Raw genomic sequence first — 16,702 nt, forward strand, 5'->3', positions numbered from 1 at the left:
TGCTCACTAGCTGCCGTGGCTATCTTCTGATCATGCCCAGCTAGTCGCAAATTCAGGGACCGTGGCTACCGTTGGGCAGAATTCTCGTAACTGGCGAGCAACAACCGGACTAACCAGCCAAGCATCGCAAGAGCGCCAAGAGGGCCCCTCCGCGCGCCTAGAGACAAATGCCTCGAGGGCGAAAGGCCCGAAACAGGCACCACGGAGCCAAAGGCCCGCCGCAAACTAGCTACTGCCGAACCCCACACTGTTGGCGTAGCGATCGAAATCGCCCTGCGCTCCGCTGTAGACGTTGATATCAGTGTTTCCGGTGATCCCGGGGATGCGTCCGGTGCTGGTGTACTGCCAGAAGGTCCAGTTGGACCAACCACCGGGCAGCGGGCCCGGTGCGTTCTGGCCGTTGTAATCGGCGATCCACAGCGGGTAGTGGTTGAACTCTGTGGTGTTGGCCATCTGAGTACGCCAGAAGTTGGGGTACGTGTAGATGATTGGCTGCCGCCCGGTAAGTGCCTGGACGGTGTTCAGGTAGCGATGAGTCCAGTCGATGACCTGACCGGCAGGCAGTCCTTTTGCGTCCTCTAGATCCAGAACGGGCGGGAGGTCACCGGGTCCGTTGATACCCAGGACGATCGCCGAATAGAAGGCGGCCTGGGCTTCGGGGGACTGGCGAACGTCTGCGTAGTGGTAGGCCCCGCGCGAGACGCCAGCAGCACGCATGACCAGGCAATCCTGAATGAAGTACGGATTGACGTAGTTGAGCGACTCGGTGGCCTTGACCATCGCGAACTCGTGCCCTGACGCCTTGACCTGGAACCAGTCGATTCCGGTTCCGTCCACGTGCTGCCACGAAGACACGTCCGGGCCACGTGGCGCGTCGGCAGCGGCGAGGCCAGGTGCCGTGATCGCGATGGCAGCAGCCATCGCGATCGGGGTGAGCTTGCCCAGTGTCCTGACGATCCGTCGCTCGACCATTTCCCGAGAGTAAGGTTGACTGGTCCGTTTTGTCCGCTAATTCAGCGAATGTTCACTCAACCGAGCCAGTCGAGAACGGCCGCCGCAGTCCACGACTGCTGCATGCTCCCCAACGGTTCTCCGGTGAAAGGCTCGTAGTACTCGGCAAATGTGCCGTCGCTGGCCTGCCTCAACCCCTCCGAACGCAGGACGTGTGATCGCTCGGCCCATCCCCGACGCGCGAATGCCCACGAGAACAACCACGTGATGACCGGCCACACCGGGCCACGCCAATACTCCCGAGGACGGAAATCGCCGGAAACCGGAGACGTCGACGGTGGGACAGCAAATCGCATGTCCGGGTGACCACAGAATTTGGGCCCCTCGAAAGTACGCAACAGAGCGCGCTCGGCATCACGGCTCAGGCCGCCGCACAGCAACGGCGCAAACATCGCGATGGTCTCGGTATTAACCCATCGCCCGGTTCGAAGATCGAAATCCTTTGCTGCACCCGATCGTTCATCAGTGGTGGCAATAACACCCTGCCGGAATCGATCTGCCCAACCGCGCAGATCACGCACGTCGGAGTTTGGCCGCGAATGCTCCTCGCCGATAGTTGCCAAGACGTCGCATGCCATCGAGAAGACGGCACTGACAAACACGTCCTCGACGGCAAAACTCATGGCCGTTGCAAGCTGCGAATCCTCGTACCGCACGGCCTTCATCTCTTCGAGAAGCCAAAGGTAGCGGTCGTATTCGTGATCCGTAGGCCGCTGAGACAGGTCCGTCACCACAGCGAGATCTGCGCGCTGATACGCAGGCACTTGTCCCGCAACAACATTCGCGTACGCCAGATCCCATCGCGGAGAGTTGTCCATCCCCGATTCCCACCCGTGATAAAGCGCGATGCGGCCGTTGCCGTCGAGATCGCGGGCCTCCGCCAACCACCGGTGCCACCGAACCAGATCGCTCCAGCGCCGGTCGAGGAACTCTTCCGCGACCGCACGCGTCGTACGTCCGTGCCGACGCGAATGATCGAGAATCCGCTGCACCGCGATCGCGTGAACAGGGGGTTGGGTGATTCCCGATGTAGCGGTACCCAAAGGAGCATGAGCTGCCAACGCATTGACATCCCAGCGCGTCGGGCCGGGGAAGTAGCCGTCGACACCGTTCGCGAACACAATGTGCGGAATCATTCCGTTCTTCCACTGAGCCGAGAGCAAGGTATCGAGCTCTACTACCGCCCGTTCGACGCTGAGCGGCGCCAAACCTACCGCGACGAACGCGGCGTCCCAGCTCCACATGTGGGGATACAGCTTCGGGGCAGCGCTGGTCATCGTGCCCAGGTCGTTTCCGCGCAGCAGGTAGGCAGCTCGGGCGGCGAGCTGAGTCGGGGTAAATCCGCGGTCGGCCATAGATGTCTATTTTGCGACGCGCGGCGCCTTTGCGCTCATCGAGCACGAATCGGGCGCCGTAACCGCAATAATGTGGGAAGTCCGTCAGGCGATCTCGGAATGGAGGCCTAGTGCGCGAGAAGATCAAAGCACTGCTGTTCGACGTCCAGGGCACAGCGACCGATTTTCACAGCACACTGTGCCGAGAGGCCCGTCGAATCACCGACGCGGACGTCGACTGGTCACGCTTCGTCAATCTCTGGCGCGCTGAGTACTTCGCGAACACCTCTGAGGTCGACAACGCTTCAGGCGAATGGGTGACAGTACATTCGGTGTACCGCGAGGCTCTGCGCAAGCTGTTGGTCCGCGAGAGCATCGAGCTTTCCGACGCCGAACAGGAAGAGCTCACCACCGCCTGGAAATTCCTGGACCCGTGGCCCGACACTGTCGCCGGCCTGACAACCCTGCGCCAGCAGTACACAATCGCTGCCTTGTCCAACGCCGACGTGAACGCAGCGGTCAGCATCTCGCGCCACGGAAACCTGCCCTGGCATGCCGTCTTCACTGCCGAAATGGCCGGTGTCTTCAAACCGGACCCGAAGATCTACCACCTTGCCGCTCGGTACCTCGGATACGACCCGGCCGAGATCATGATGGTTGCCAGCCACAAATACGACATACGGGCAGCCAAGGCTCTCGGATTTCGCACCGCCTTCATAGCCCGACCGCTCGAATTCGGAGCAAAGGGAAATCCCGACGTGACCTATTCCGACGAGTTCGACATCAACGCCGACGACTTTCTGGATCTGGCAGCGCAATTGGTCCACTGATGCCGTGCCTGCGCGTCGTTGCTGGTATTCCTACGTGAAGGAATATCGAAACGGACAGGCGGTTTGAAATTCATGGGCTCCAAGGAAGACAGCGCTACCCGCGAACGCACGGCCCTGCGGTACTCGCTCGTGGTCGCAACCGCGTTGGCTGTGCTCGCCGCATTCTGGGGCTGGATCTCGCAGTCCCAGGTGATCCTGCTCGACGGTGTGTACGCCCTCATCGGAATGGTGTTGACGGCGCTGTCACTGCGGGTTTCACGGATAGCCGACTCGGGCCCCACCGCACGCTTTCCCTTCGGCAAAGAGGCATTGATCCCGGTAGTCATCGCTGTCCAGGGCATGGCACTACTGGCGACGCTCGCCTACGCCGCAGTCGAGGCGGTACGGGTCATCCTCGCGGGAGGAGCCGACGTCACTGCCGGATCATTGGTGGCATACGGCGCTGTCAGCGCAGTGGTGTCGATCATCATCTGGCGCTACGTCGGGCAAGTCGACCGCACGTCCGATCTACTCGTCGCCGAAGCCAGGCAGTGGGGAGCGTCGGCTGCATTCAGTGCGCTGGTCGCAGTAGGTGCTGTCGTCGCAATGATCCTGGGCCGCACCGATTTCTCCGACGCAGACCGCTACGTCGACTCCGTCTTGGTTCTCCTCGGCTGCGCGATGTTGGTCCCACAACCGTACGCACTTCTGCGAACCGCACTGATCGAACTCCTCGAAGGTGCTCCCGGCGAGAACGTTCAGGCCCGCGTGCACGAAGCCATCACTGCCGTCCGCGACGAATTCGGTTTGGACGAACCGACTCTCACCATGAGCAAGGTGGGCCGCAAGTTGTATATCGAAGCGACGTTCATGGTCGCGCCACACAGCTGGGACATCGACGGTGAAGACGCAGTACGACGCTCGTTCGCCACCAGCCTCGCCGACCTTCCCTACGAACCATGGCTGAACATCGAACTGACTACAGATCCGGCACTGATGCTCTAACGACGGAATCTACTCTCGAACAACACAATCACGAAGACCGGACCCGGCTCGCCTTCTCGAAAAAATTCTTGACTCGAAAGTATGTTCGAGTATGATGGGAGATGGAACGGGGGGTTCTCATGACGATCAGCATCACCGACGACGCTGTCACCGACGTGGTCAACAGCTCCGCCGTGGGTGTGCGCGCCCGACTGTGGCGGCTGCACCCCACCGACGTCCGCGAGATCGCCATCACCGCATCAGCGGAAATCCTTCGCCTGGAAGCTATTCGAGTAGCCGCCGTCGACACCCTGACGTTGAACCCGGACGAACAAGTACTGTGCTACCGCGGCACCGGACAGTGGCTCGCGAACCACACCATGCTGCAAATCCCCGCCGGCAGAAGAATCGCGGCCCTGGGAAAAGCCCTCCGCTCGTTCCCTGAGATCGAAGACCAATTCGACTCCGGCGACCTTACTTTCGAACACGCAGCACTGATCGTGGCGTTCTGCGAATCCCCACCCAAAGGAATGCCCGATGCTGCGCTACCGTACTGCCGCGACACACTCCTCGCCGCAGCATCCGGCGTCGAAGCAACCACAGTCAAACTGCGCTACGCCATCAGCGTCCTCGAGCACATGTTCGAATCCGACGACGTACCACCAAGCGAAGACACCGACCGCAACGAACTACGCATCTCCGCGACCCTCAACGGAAGAGTCGCCGTCCGAGGCGATTTCGACGGCGTGACCGGAGAAATGCTTCTCTCCGCCCTCTCCAACCTCTCGATGCCCACCCCCGCCACAGACGGCACACCCGACAAACGATCCGCCGCCACACGCAACGCAGACGCCATGGCAGAGCTCATCCGCCGCTACCTCGACAACGCCGCCACCGGCATCGACGGCGGCCAACGCCCACACCTGAACGTGCACATCAACGCCAAAGACCTCGCCTACCACCGCGAATGCGCCGCGGCCGCCGGCACCACAACAGGTGACGGCTCAACACCTGGCCCGTCCGAGGACGACGATCCCGGCATGCTGGATCTCGACATTCCCGATCTCGACAAACAAGATCTCGATGTCGGCCACATGCCCTGGATGGGACCACTGAGCATCGGCCGCACCCGCATGATCGCCTGCGACTGCATGCTCGGCGCCGTCCTCCTCGACGAAAACGGTGCCCCACTCGACGTCACCCCACTCAAAAGGCTTGTCACCGCGGCACAACGAACCGCCCTGATCGCCCGCGACAAAGGATGCGCCTTCCCCGGCTGCGACTGCGTCCCCGCCTGGACCGACGCCCACCACATCAAACACTGGGCCAAAGGAGGACCAACCGTCATGGACAACCTGGTCCTGCTCTGCCGAACCCACCACACCCTGATGCACCGAAAACCCGGATTCACCGGGCAATGGGAAATCCGGATAGGCACCGATCACCTGCCCTGGTTCATCCCACCACCAGGCATCGACCCCGACCAGAAACCCCGCCGCTCCACCACGCGGATCTGAACCCGGAGGTCACCGAGCAAACGCCTCGGTGACCCATTCCGGCGGGCTTCGATAGCCGGAAAGGGCGGCGCGGCGACATCCATCCAACTCCACGCTCACAGGAGTACCGCCCGAACCGTCAACCCGTAGGAGGGTTGATGATGCTGTCGCTGTCGCGATCTGATCACACGGCGGAGCTATAGGAGCATCGGCTATGGCGGCAACCACGTCTCGACTCTCCGCTTCGGTCACGCGAATAACGTCCACGTCTGTCTGAGATTCATGCCGGCACACGGATAGTCCTGCAACATCAGCGACAGGCGTAGCCAGCTCATTGTCGAGCGGGTCATAGCCTTCGCCTCTCTCGAACTGCTCGCGCGCCTTGTCAACCTCTCTGGCATCTGTCCGGTCGAATTGAACGGCAGACGAGCGATCGCAATTCGCCATCGTCGGAGAAAGACTCAACGAAGTTCGGACACGTTCGACTTCATGCAGCGATCGAAGCGAATCGAGAGGCCCGACTTGAAAACCGCACGGACTCGACGGCCAGGCCGGAAACATCACTTGTCCGGCGCTGTTGACCATCCACAGTTTGACGGGAACCAGTTCGCTTGTGACACAACTCGCAACGACATTGTCGGGAAAGCGTTTGGAGTCGACACGATATGCATCCTTGACGGCGGCTACGTCACCTTCGAGTCGAACCATGTCGACGGTTAACGCTCCGGAGGCGCCTTCGCCGACTTCGCAACGAAATACTGCCACTGGATCGAAATCAGATGGAGGATACCCTGTTTCGTGTTTCGGACGCGAATACAGATCGACACCGAACAGGCCCCATGCGACTTCAATTCCGAGACAGTCGGCGGTCTCGAACACCCGAGCCTCAGGAGGTGTGAAGTACACCGAATCTCGCCAGAACGGAGCCGAACAAGCGGTGGCCAGGCAAAGCGACGCCACCAACGGCACCGACAGCAGCGCGCGTGCCGAGACCGTCAATTGCCCGCCCACTCCAAAAGATCTTCGGCGGTCCAGGTATTGATCACCCGATCCGCTTCGACACCGCACTTTTCGGCCCGGTCACAGCCGTAGCCCTGCCAGGCCAGCTGACCGGGGGCATGGGCGTCGGTATCGATGGAGAAGAGACAATCGAGATCGCGGGCCAACTCGATCAAACGCGAAGGCGGGTCACGCCGCTCCGGTCTGGAGTTGATCTCGACGGCGGTGCCTGATTCGCGGCAGGCCTCGAACACTTTCTCCGCGTCGAACTGCGACTCGGGCCTGGTTCCGCGAGCACCCTCGACAAGACGCCCGGTGCAGTGTCCGAGAATGTCGACACGCGGGTTTCGCACTGCAGCAAGCATTCTGCGGGTCATCGCCTCACGTTCGGACCGCAGCTTCGAGTGCACGCTCGCCACCACGATGTCGAGTTCGTCGAGTAGATCGGGATCTTGGTCGAGTGAACCGTCTTCGAGAATGTCCACTTCGATTCCAGTGAGGATGCGGAAGGGGGCCAGCTCGGCGTTCAACCCTGCAATGACGTCGAGTTGAGAACGTAGGCGCTCCGCGGACAGCCCGTTGGCGACAGTCAGCCGAGGCGAATGGTCGGTGAGGGCGCAGTAGTCATGGCCCAGTGCTGCTGCGCGTCGCATCATCTCTTCGATGGGGCTTCCACCGTCGGACCAGTCGGAGTGTGTGTGGAGGTCGCCGCGCAGGGCTTGTCGCAATGGGCTGTCGCCGATGGGCTCAGCCTGCCCCCGCAGTTCCTCGAGATACTCGGGGACGCCGTCGTACGACTGGGCGATGATCATTGCAGTTTTGGGCCCGATGCCGGTGAGAGCCTTCCAACTGTCGGATTTCCGGCGAGACTCCTTCTGCTCGTCCGACAATCCCGCAAAGACCTCCGCAGCTCGCCGATAGGCCTTGACGCGGTGCGTTTCGGCGCGTGATCGTTCGAGCCAGTAGGCGATCTCCCGAAGCGCTTCATCCGGTTCCATGAGACCACTGTTCCGTCAGCGGCGGCTTGCGGCAACCCTTGATCCACTTACGCTGTGGTTATGGACGATCCGAGAGCACGATTCGAAGCCGCGCGGGTGGCTCACCTGGCGACGGCTGACGCAGCCGGCGTTCCGCACATTGTGCCGCTCGTATTCGCCCTACTCGGCGATACCGTCTATTCCTGCGTCGACCACAAGCCGAAAACCACGACCGCTCTTCGCCGGCTCCGGAACATCACCGAGACGGGGCGTGCGAGCCTGCTGGTCGATCATTACGACGACGACTGGTCCGCCCTCTGGTGGGTCCGCGTCGACGGCCGCGCAGAGGTCCTCGACCCCGGCACCAAGGAGTCCGAGAGTGCAATCGATGCTTTGGCCGCGAAGTATCCGCAGTACGTGGATCACCGACCGCACGGACAGGTGATAGCTGTTCGCGATGTGGAGTGGTCGTCATGGTCCGCAGCAGCCTAAGGTTCTGTCCTAGTGTTCAAGGAGCGAAAGTGATTGCAACACTCTCAATTCGGACAATTTGGCGGGGGATTGATGAAACGACGGCAGTTACTTCAGCGCGCAGCCACAGGCCTGGCGCTGGTAGCGGGACCTCAGGTGATCGACATGGGTAGCAGTTCCGGAAGCAGTCAAGACGCAACAACCCCGTTGAACGAGCTCTTGTCGGTTGTTTCGCTCTCACACGTGAACGACCCAGCGTCGACGCCGATTTTTCCCGGCGATCCCGAGTTCACTCTCGACACGGCGGCAACCATTGCCGACGACGGCTACTACCTCCAGTACGTCAAGGAAGGTGAACACACGGGTACGCATTGGGGCGCACCCGCGCACTTCCAGGAAGGTGGACTCACCGCCGACCAACTCGATCCGGCCGACCTCTTCCTACCCGCAGTGAAGATCGACATCCGGGACAAGGCTGCCGCCGATTCCGACTACGCTCTCACCGTCGCAGACATTGAGGAGTGGGAGACGCGTAACGGCAAGATCCCCGATGGAGCGGCCGTAGTCCTCTGGACCGGATGGGAATCGCGCTGGGGTAGCGAAGAATATGCCAACTCAGACGCCGAGGGTGTCATCCACCAACCCGGCTTCTCGGTGGACGCGGCGCAGTGGCTGATAGACACCGGGCGCCTGGGCACGCGTGGCGCATTGGGAACCGACACCTTCGGTCCCGACCTCGGAAACGACGAAACCTACCCCGTCTCGACGCTCCTGTACGACAAGCGTCGAATCAGCCTGGAGAACCTGAACAATCTTGCCGCCCTGCCGACCACCGGGGCGAGCATCCTCGTCGGTAGCGCCATCAACAGGGCCGGATCTGGTTCGCCGGCAACGATCTTCGCTCTCCTGCGGCGTTAGGCTTCGCGGCGATCTCGGTAGACGACGACAGCGCCCTTCCCACTTCTCTTCGCCTCGTACATCGCCGCATCTGCTCGGCGAAGCAGAGTGTGCGCGCTGAGCGGCTCATCCGCAGAGTCGAACTGCGCGGACCCGAACTGCGCCGACTCGAACTGCGCCGACTCGAACTGCACGGACCCGAATCCCGCTACACCGACGCTCGCACCCACCGACACCGATTTCTCGCCGGCAATCCCATCGCTGCTGAGGGCGTCGACGATCCTCCGAGCGACGACGACGGCATCGTCGAGCGGGCCCTGCAGGAGCACAGTGAATTCGTCGCCGCCGAATCGAGCGACAAATGCACTCTCGGGAACCGCTTCGCGCAGACGCGCAGTGAGGGCAACCAGTAACCGGTCACCGGCCGGATGCCCGTATCGATCGTTGACCTGCTTGAAATCGTCCAGATCAACGAGCATCAGCACCCAATCGGAGTTCGTCAGGCGGTAGTTTTCGATGGCGCTCGCGAAGTGTTCGTCGAACGCGGCCCGGTTGGCGAGCTCGGTGAGTGGGTCGTGATGCGCTCGGTACCGGAGCTCGTCCTGGGCAGCGGAGATCTGTTGGAGGAGCGCGTCGTTCTCGAGGAGCGTGAGTATTTGGCGCACCAGCGCGAGAACCAGCACGACGACGCCGAGTATCACGACCACGGCATCGAGGTTGCCGACGATGAGTGCCTGCACCGTCACGATCGTCGCGATGACCGCGATCAAGAGATACGGCAGCAGCAATTGAGTCCGATCGCTTCGCCAAGGTTGTAGGGCTGTGCGCGGTCGGGGCTCGGCTCGTTCGGCCAGTGCCGCCAGCGCGATCAACGGCGGCCCGGCGATGAACCCGGCGTCGGCGATGGTCGGCATACTCTCGGCGCCGATCGCCACCAAGTACGCGTAAACGCTGTCCGACAGGGAGAGCATCACCAACCCACACCCGAGGAACGTCAGCGGTACGCGAATCTCGGCAACTGCCTTGGGTCCGATGACCATCAGCAAGACCATCGCGATCAGAACGAAGTCGGTGATCGGGTACATCACTGCGACGAGAAACCCGAGAGACCCCGTAGGACCGGTATGAACGACAGCGCCGAGGGCGGTCGTCCACGTGAGGATGAACAACCCACCGACCACGACAAGACCGTCGAGGGTCAGCACCAGCCACAGATGGATCGGACCGATCGCCTCACGCCGGGGCGACTGGCGTACCAGCGACAGAAGCGCCGGCACGGCAAACACCGGGAACATGAAGAATCCGATGTCCGCGATCGACGGCGACGGGAGTGGTACGTGGAGAACCGAGCGGTAGAACGCCCAGAAGAACATTCCCAGGGTCCAGCCGGCCATACCGAGAGCCATCAGAGTTCGCCAGCGACGCTCGACTCCGTGATGGCGCCGCGACGTCCACCAACAGACCGCAGTCGCGGTGGCGCCGCCGACGATCTGGGCGATATCGTCCACCAGAACCGAAGTTCGTGGGCTGAGCAGTCCGGATCCGGCGAGGGCGATGACCGCGACGACGACGCCGAGAACCAGCCACGTGCGTCGTGCTCGGAACTGCGTCATCGAAGGGCCCATCGGTGTTCAAAGGCGTCACCACCGATTGTCTTTCAGCCGGCTTCGTTGCGGCCGGCATGGTTGTGGTGACGAATGCCCGTACGAACCTACCCGATTTGGTAGCGGATTGTTAACTGGACGAACGATCAAGACCGTCCGTTAGGCCACGGCGCTGTATTCCGTTCGGGCCCTACGCCGCTGCGAAGTCCACTTCACAATGACCCCCTGCGACGGGCTGAACAGGTACACCAGGGCGAACACGATGCCCTGCGTCATCACGACCATGCCCCCGGAAGCTGTGTCGAGGTAGTAGCTGACGTAGATACCGGTAATCGCGCAGATTGCGGAGATGACGGGAGCTATCACCAGCATCCGTGAGAACTTGTCGGTGAGAAGGTACGCCGTCGCCCCGGGGATGATCAGCATCGCCACCACCAGCACAACTCCGACAGCTTGCAGCGCCACTACCGAGGTGAGTGCGAGAACCCCGAGGAGTAAGGCACCGAGACGTTTGGGCGAGAGACCGATCGCGTTGGCATGCACCGGGTCGAAAGCGAACAACGCCAGATCACGACGCTTGATCAACAGAATGCTCAACGCCAACGCGCCGAGTATCGCGACCTGCAGAAGATCGGACGAACTCACCCCCAGCAGGTTGCCGAAAATGATGTGGTTGAGATCGGTCTGGCTTGGGGTCACCGAGATGAGAACCAAACCGAACGCGAAGAGAGTCGTGAAGACTATACCGATCGCGGCGTCTTCCTTGACGCGGCTGGTGTTACGGATCAGCCCGATCAGTGCGACGGCGATCAACCCGAAGATCAAGGCCCCTATGGCAAATGGAGCGCCGACGACGTAGGCGAGGACAACACCGGGCAGGACGGCGTGCGAGACGGCATCGCCCATCAGTGACCACCCGATGAGCACCAACCAACAACTGAGCACCGCGCAGACAACCGCCGCCACAACGGCAACGGCCAACGCGCGCACCATGAATCCGTACTGGAGAGGGTCGAGAAGCAGTTCTACGATGTTCATCGATCAGGTCCTGTCCATCACGTCGAGGCCGAAAGCCAGGGCGAGGTTTTCTGGTTGAAGCACGGTGTTCGGGTCGGAGTGCACCAGAACCTTGCGCATGAGCAGTACCGCCTCGTCGCAGAGTTTCGGCACCGCGTGAAGATCGTGGGTCGAGACCAAGATCGATCGGCCGTCGGCGGCCAACTCTCGTAGCAGCGTCGAAATCGTTGCCTCGGAACGCTTGTCAACGCCCGCGAACGGTTCGTCCAGCAACAGTATCGACGCGTCCTGCGCGATACCGCGTGCCACGAAGGCGCGCTTCTTCTGACCACCCGAGAGCTGTCCGATCTGGCGATCCGCGAATTCCGTGAGCTCCACCCGCTCCAGTGCCGCGGCCACCGCCTCGCGATCTGCACGTCGCGGACGCCGCAAGAACCCGAGATGGCCGTACCTACCCATCATCACGACGTCACGGACGCTGATCGGGAAGGTCCAGTCGACGTCTTCACTCTGCGGCACGTATCCGACGCGGCCACTCTTGCGCGCAGCGGCTGCGTCGAGACCGGCGATTCTGACAGAGCCGTTGTCCGGCTTGATCATTCCCATGATCACCTTGAACAGGGTCGACTTGCCTGAACCGTTCATTCCGATCAATCCGCAGACGCTACCGGAGTTCAACGTCAGATCGACATCGTCCAGGGCATGGACCTCGCCGTAGTGAACGCTGACGTTTTCGACGCGAATGGCTTCGTTCATGATTTGCCGCCAGTGAGGCCGCCGAGAATGACGTCGGTGTCGTGGCGAATCATGTCCAGATAGGTGGGCACGGGACCGTCGGCTTCGGACAGCGAGTCGACGTACAACGTTCCACCGAATTTCGCCCCGGTCGCCCCGACGACCTGCTGCATGGGAGCATCCGAGACCGTCGACTCGCAGAAGACTGCGGGAACGGAATTGGCCCGGACGAAGTCGATCGCCGCGATGATCTGCTGCGGCGTCGCCTGCTGCTCGGCGTTGACCGGCCAGATGTACGCCTCGCCGAGTCCTGCGTCCCTGGCCAGATAGGAGAACGCACCCTCGCAACTGACGAGTGCACGCTGACCTGCGGGCAATACCGCCAGGCCACTGACCAGGCCGTCCTGCACTGCTTGTAGTTCCGCTTTGTACTTCGCACCGTTCTCCGCAAATGCCGAGGCGTTGTCCGGGTCGAGGTCACTGAAAGCAGTCACCATGTTGTCGACGTAGATCTGCGTATTCAACGGAGACATCCACGCATGCGGATTGGGCTTGCCTGTATAGGCGTCGCCGGCGATCGGAATGCCTTCGACACCGTCGCTGACCACGACGTGTGGCACATCCAGTCCGTCGACGAACTTGGCAAACCATGCTTCGAGGTTCATGCCGTTGTCGAGGATCAGATCGGCTTCGTTGGCCCGGCGAATGTCGCCAGGTGTCGGCTCGTAACCGTGAATCTCCGCTCCCGCCTTGGTGATCGACTCGACGCGCAGATGATCGCCCGCGACGTTCTGGGCAATGTCCGAGAGCACGGTGAACGTGGTGAGCACTACCGGGCGGCCGTCGTCGGAAGCGGAATTCATTGCCGAACAGCTGGAAAGAAGCAGGGCGGCGAGGGCAGCAATTCCCAGGCGGCGGAAATTCTTCGCGTCGCGAGTCGTCATGGTCGAACTCTAATATGTGGGTAAACAAATACACAAGTTCGTTAGGCCGAACATTCCTCACTCGATAGGCTCGAACCATGCGTCCTACTGCCTTGATCACCGGTTCCAGTCGCGGCCTCGGAGCTGCCATCGCACGCGAGCTGGCACCGACCCACGACCTGCTGCTCGGTGCACGATCCGCGCAGGCCCTCGAGCCGATCTGCGCCGAACTGCCCGGGTCGACGCCCTTACCCCTCGACCTCACGGACTACGACGCCGTCGCGGCCGCCGCCTCGACCGTCACTACGCTCGACGTGCTGGTACACAACGCCGGAGTGGCCGACATCGGCACCATCGAGGAATCCTCGGTCGATCAGTGGCGACGAACCCTCGAGGCCAACGTCATCGCCGTGGCCGAGCTCACGCGTGTGCTCCTGCCCGCGCTTCGTGCTGCCGGAGGCCACGTAGTGCTGATCAATTCGGGTGCCGGGTTGCGCGCCAACGCCGGCTGGGGCTCGTACGCGGCCAGCAAGTTCGCGCTGCGTGCTTTCGGAGACGCACTGCGCCTGGAAGAGCCGTCCTTGCGGGTCACCTCCATTCATCCCGGCCGGATCGACACCGATATGCAGCGCGACATCGTCGCCGGTGAGGGCGACGAGTACGACCCGGAGCGCTTCCTGAAGGCCTCCACTGTGGCGCGTGCCGTACTCACTGCCGTAGAAACACCGTCCGACGCACACCCCACGGAGATCGTGCTTCGACCTACCGGCCGGTAAATCCCCAGTTCGCCGGTAACGGAATGATGACGATGGGCATCCGGATATCGCTTTTCCGAGCACTGGCCCGATACTGACATCAGTTGTCGGACAAAGAGACTGGACTTGTTCTCAGGAGTTCATCGAGAGGTGGTGTGCGATGCATGATCATACGAATACGTGGGGAATTTCCACCGAGGCTTTCCTCGGGTGGTACGTCGCCGCTGCCACCGGAGCGGTGGTGATCGCGCTTGTGATCAGAGGCGTCGCCATGCGCAAGCCCACACCTGCATTGCGCACACTCACACCACCGGAGATGGGTGTACTGACCAGCGACGAGCGTGCGGTACGCGCTGCCGTGGCAGAACTCGAGAGTGCTGCATATTCTGCCGGCCAGGGTCAGCATGACCGCTTCACCCGCATCGTCCGCCAGCGGATCGACGACGCCGGTGGAACTGCCGTGCCCTCCCGGCTCGTGCCGACACTTCCGCTGCCCCTGTTGGAGCTTCGTAGCGACCTGGTGCAGGCCGGCTACCTGAACGGCAATCGTGAACACACTTTGACGCGATTGTCCGTCGTACCGGTCGTTGTCGTCGCCGTGGTCGGCACGATCAGAACCGGATTCACTGTCGTGAACGAGAACCCGGTGGGATACCTTCCGCTCGTGGTCGTCTGCCTCGCCCTGATTGTCGTAACCCTTCTCCGCCTGAGCCGACGCACTCGTTTCGGCCAGGTCGAATTGAGTCGCTTGAAGGACGAATACTCCTACCTCACACCGAATTTCCAACCGTCGTTTGCTACCTACGGGGCGACGTCGGCGGGTATTGCCGCGGCACTCTTCGGTCCGGGTCGCGACGGCGGTTGGGCACCCGGATGCGGCGGCGGGTCTTCACCGTCCAGTTGCTCGACCTTCTCGAGCACCGTGAGCTGTGGGGGGTGAGTGCGGTGAACAACTACTACTCAGCTGACACATGGGGGATCCCCAGCCAGACCTTCTTGCAGTGGTATCTGGTGGCCGCAGCCGTCGCGGTCGGACTCTCGCTCTACAGCAGGATGTCCGCGCGCCGCTCACCCGCGATCGTCGACGCGGTTCGTCGGCCGCTCACTCCGCCCGAGATCGGTGCCTTGACCAGTGATTACCAAGCGGTGCTCGCGTCGATGGCCATACTGCGCAGCGCCGAGCTGATCAGCACCGAAGGAAAGACCAAGCTGGCACTCACTGCGGAGGACAAGAGTCGTCTCGACTGGTTCACCCGCACGGTGCACAAGCGGCTCGGCAACGGAAAGGTCCCGCTGCGACAGGTGCGCCTGATGGGACGACTGAACGTCGCACTCGCACAACTACGTACGACGCTGATCGACGAGGGCTACTTGCAACGCCCGCAGGACGGCCCGGCTGCCGCTCTTCGGACTGTTCCGATCGTGGCGGTAATTGCTCTCGGCTTGGTCCGTCTCGTCGCCGGAATCGCCGGCGGTAAGCCGGTCGGGTTTCTGCTCCTCACCATCATCGTTCTCGCTCTGATGATTCCACTTCTTCGCATCAAGCGTCGTCGGACAGCTTTGGGCGACAGCGAGCTTCGACGCCTCAAGCACGAAAACTCGTACCTCTCACCGAAACTGCGGCCCGCGTACTCGAGCTACGGTCCCTCGCTCGCCGGGCTCTCGGCGGCGCTCTTCGGTTCGGGCGCTCTGGTTCTGATCGATCCGACGCTGGCGGGAGCGGTGGCTGCGGGCGCCGCGTACAGCCCGGGCGGCGGAAGTTCGAGCTACTACAGTTGTGGCTCCTCTTCCGGATCATCCGGCTCGGACGGCGGTGGCGGCAGTGGTAGCAGTTGCGGCGGCGGGGGGTGTGGGGGATGAGCACTCGTGCCGGCGACACGTGGGGGATCCCCAGCGAGGATTTCCTGTACGGCTACACAGCCGTTTCGGTCACGCTCATGGTTCTCACTCTGATGTGGCGTCTGATGATTCGAGCACGCCGGTACAGGTACTCAACCGAGCACGGGTATTCCGCCGAGCAACTGACCCCTCCGGAAGTCGGCATGCTGACCGGCGAGTCACGCGCCATCGCAGCATCATTGGCAATCCTGCGTAGCGCTGATCTGATCACCACCGACGGCGCTGTCCTGCGCCCGTTGGGCCCTGCCGACGAGACCCTGGACTGGTACACCCTCACCGTGTACCAGCGCCTGGCCCAGCAGGCCCTGCCCCATCGTCGGCGGCAACTCGCCGAGCGTATGACGGTGGAAACAGCTCGCCTACGAAACTCTTTGGCGGACCGGGGGTACCTGACCTCCGACAGCACCAGGCGTTCGATCTTTCTCTCCACAGTTCCGCTGAAGATCCTGGTGGCCGTGGGTATCGTCCGCATTGCCTTCGGCCTGCACAACGACAAGCCCGTCGAGTTTCTGATCCTCGCCGTACTCGTCACCGGGTTCAGCATCCCGCTGCTCGGGCTCAACTTCGATCGCACCACCTCGGGCAATGCAGCACGGTCGGAACTGACCACAGCACACGCCTACCTGTCCCCGCGCAACAAGCCTGCCTTCTCCGCTTACGGACCGCGCTTGGCGGGGATGTCCGCCGCCCTCTTCGCCGGTTCGGCGATGCTGATGATCAATCCCGCCTTGGCCTCCGCCGCCGGAATCGGTGCCGACGGCAGCGGAGGTAGCGGGGGTTCGGACGGCGGT

At 62.1% G+C, this 16,702-nt stretch carries 16 protein-coding genes; 9 read left to right on the top strand and 7 right to left on the bottom strand.

Features of this window, described 5'->3' with window-relative positions:
• Positions 1 to 225: 225 nt before the first annotated feature.
• Both G8767_RS29540 and G8767_RS29545 read right to left on the bottom strand, forming a co-directional pair.
• Complete coding sequence (locus G8767_RS29540; RefSeq protein WP_003942452.1) at positions 226 to 972, bottom strand: glycoside hydrolase family 25 protein; 747 nt, start codon at positions 970 to 972, stop codon at positions 226 to 228.
• Positions 973 to 1,028: 56 nt separating this feature from the next.
• Positions 1,029 to 2,366, bottom strand: coding sequence for a glycogen debranching protein (locus tag G8767_RS29545; RefSeq protein WP_166813419.1), 1,338 nt, complete (start codon positions 2,364 to 2,366; stop codon positions 1,029 to 1,031).
• Positions 2,367 to 2,476: 110 nt separating this feature from the next.
• Between G8767_RS29545 and G8767_RS29550 the strand changes: the two genes are divergently transcribed.
• From G8767_RS29550 to G8767_RS29560, 3 genes are all read left to right on the top strand, one after another.
• On the top strand, positions 2,477 to 3,175 hold the full coding sequence (locus tag G8767_RS29550; protein WP_166813421.1) for a haloacid dehalogenase type II: 699 nt from the start codon (positions 2,477 to 2,479) through the stop codon (positions 3,173 to 3,175).
• Between the two features lie 72 nt (positions 3,176 to 3,247).
• Positions 3,248 to 4,159, top strand: coding sequence for a cation transporter (locus tag G8767_RS29555; protein WP_166813423.1), 912 nt, complete (start codon positions 3,248 to 3,250; stop codon positions 4,157 to 4,159).
• 119 nt (positions 4,160 to 4,278) lie between these two features.
• Complete coding sequence (locus G8767_RS29560; protein WP_166813425.1) at positions 4,279 to 5,655, top strand: HNH endonuclease signature motif containing protein; 1,377 nt, start codon at positions 4,279 to 4,281, stop codon at positions 5,653 to 5,655.
• Positions 5,656 to 6,629: 974 nt separating this feature from the next.
• On the opposite strand, the gene G8767_RS29565 is transcribed toward G8767_RS29560, so the two are convergent.
• Positions 6,630 to 7,631, bottom strand: a complete 1,002-nt coding sequence (locus G8767_RS29565) for a PHP domain-containing protein (RefSeq protein WP_054831839.1) — start codon at positions 7,629 to 7,631, stop codon at positions 6,630 to 6,632.
• 60 nt (positions 7,632 to 7,691) lie between these two features.
• Here G8767_RS29565 and G8767_RS29570 point away from each other — a divergent pair, with 60 nt between their 5' ends.
• Both G8767_RS29570 and G8767_RS29575 read left to right on the top strand, forming a co-directional pair.
• Positions 7,692 to 8,102 (top strand): TIGR03668 family PPOX class F420-dependent oxidoreductase, encoded by a 411-nt coding sequence (locus G8767_RS29570; protein ID WP_166813427.1) that lies wholly within the window; start codon positions 7,692 to 7,694, stop codon positions 8,100 to 8,102.
• A gap of 144 nt (positions 8,103 to 8,246) precedes the next feature.
• The gene (locus tag G8767_RS29575; RefSeq protein ID WP_206029909.1) at positions 8,247 to 8,999 is read left to right on the top strand and encodes a cyclase family protein; all 753 of its coding nucleotides are present in this window, start codon (positions 8,247 to 8,249) and stop codon (positions 8,997 to 8,999) included.
• Here G8767_RS29575 and G8767_RS29580 read toward each other — a convergent pair.
• The 4 genes from G8767_RS29580 to G8767_RS29595 form a co-directional block, all read right to left on the bottom strand.
• Positions 8,996 to 10,591, bottom strand: coding sequence for a GGDEF domain-containing protein (locus tag G8767_RS29580; RefSeq protein ID WP_166813431.1), 1,596 nt, complete (start codon positions 10,589 to 10,591; stop codon positions 8,996 to 8,998). The two genes, G8767_RS29575 and G8767_RS29580, sit on opposite strands and share 4 nt — an antisense overlap.
• Before the next feature lie 150 nt (positions 10,592 to 10,741).
• The gene (locus tag G8767_RS29585) at positions 10,742 to 11,620 is read right to left on the bottom strand and encodes a metal ABC transporter permease (protein ID WP_166813433.1); all 879 of its coding nucleotides are present in this window, start codon (positions 11,618 to 11,620) and stop codon (positions 10,742 to 10,744) included.
• Positions 11,621 to 11,623: 3 nt separating this feature from the next.
• Positions 11,624 to 12,355: a metal ABC transporter ATP-binding protein gene (locus G8767_RS29590; protein ID WP_166813435.1), complete on the bottom strand. Its 732-nt coding sequence runs from the start codon at positions 12,353 to 12,355 to the stop codon at positions 11,624 to 11,626.
• On the bottom strand, positions 12,352 to 13,278 hold the full coding sequence (locus tag G8767_RS29595) for a metal ABC transporter substrate-binding protein (protein WP_166813437.1): 927 nt from the start codon (positions 13,276 to 13,278) through the stop codon (positions 12,352 to 12,354). Before G8767_RS29595 ends, G8767_RS29590 begins: the two co-directional genes overlap by 4 nt.
• Before the next feature lie 77 nt (positions 13,279 to 13,355).
• On the opposite strand from G8767_RS29595, the gene G8767_RS29600 reads away from it, so the two are divergent.
• The 4 genes from G8767_RS29600 to G8767_RS29615 form a co-directional block, all read left to right on the top strand.
• Positions 13,356 to 14,033, top strand: coding sequence for an SDR family oxidoreductase (locus G8767_RS29600; RefSeq protein WP_095973747.1), 678 nt, complete (start codon positions 13,356 to 13,358; stop codon positions 14,031 to 14,033).
• Positions 14,034 to 14,172: 139 nt separating this feature from the next.
• On the top strand, positions 14,173 to 14,952 hold the full coding sequence (locus G8767_RS29605; RefSeq protein WP_020909823.1) for a TIGR04222 domain-containing membrane protein: 780 nt from the start codon (positions 14,173 to 14,175) through the stop codon (positions 14,950 to 14,952).
• A gap of 5 nt (positions 14,953 to 14,957) precedes the next feature.
• The gene (locus G8767_RS29610) at positions 14,958 to 15,872 is read left to right on the top strand and encodes a TIGR04222 domain-containing membrane protein (RefSeq protein ID WP_346843049.1); all 915 of its coding nucleotides are present in this window, start codon (positions 14,958 to 14,960) and stop codon (positions 15,870 to 15,872) included.
• The coding region (locus G8767_RS29615) for a TIGR04222 domain-containing membrane protein (protein WP_166813439.1) at positions 15,869 to 16,702 on the top strand (834 nt) is incomplete at its 3' end. The genes G8767_RS29610 and G8767_RS29615, both read left to right, overlap by 4 nt.

Origin of the sequence: Rhodococcus sp. IC4_135, assembly GCF_011602025.1 — a bacterium.
Classification (GTDB): Bacteria; Actinomycetota; Actinomycetes; order Mycobacteriales; family Mycobacteriaceae; genus Rhodococcus_F; species Rhodococcus_F baikonurensis.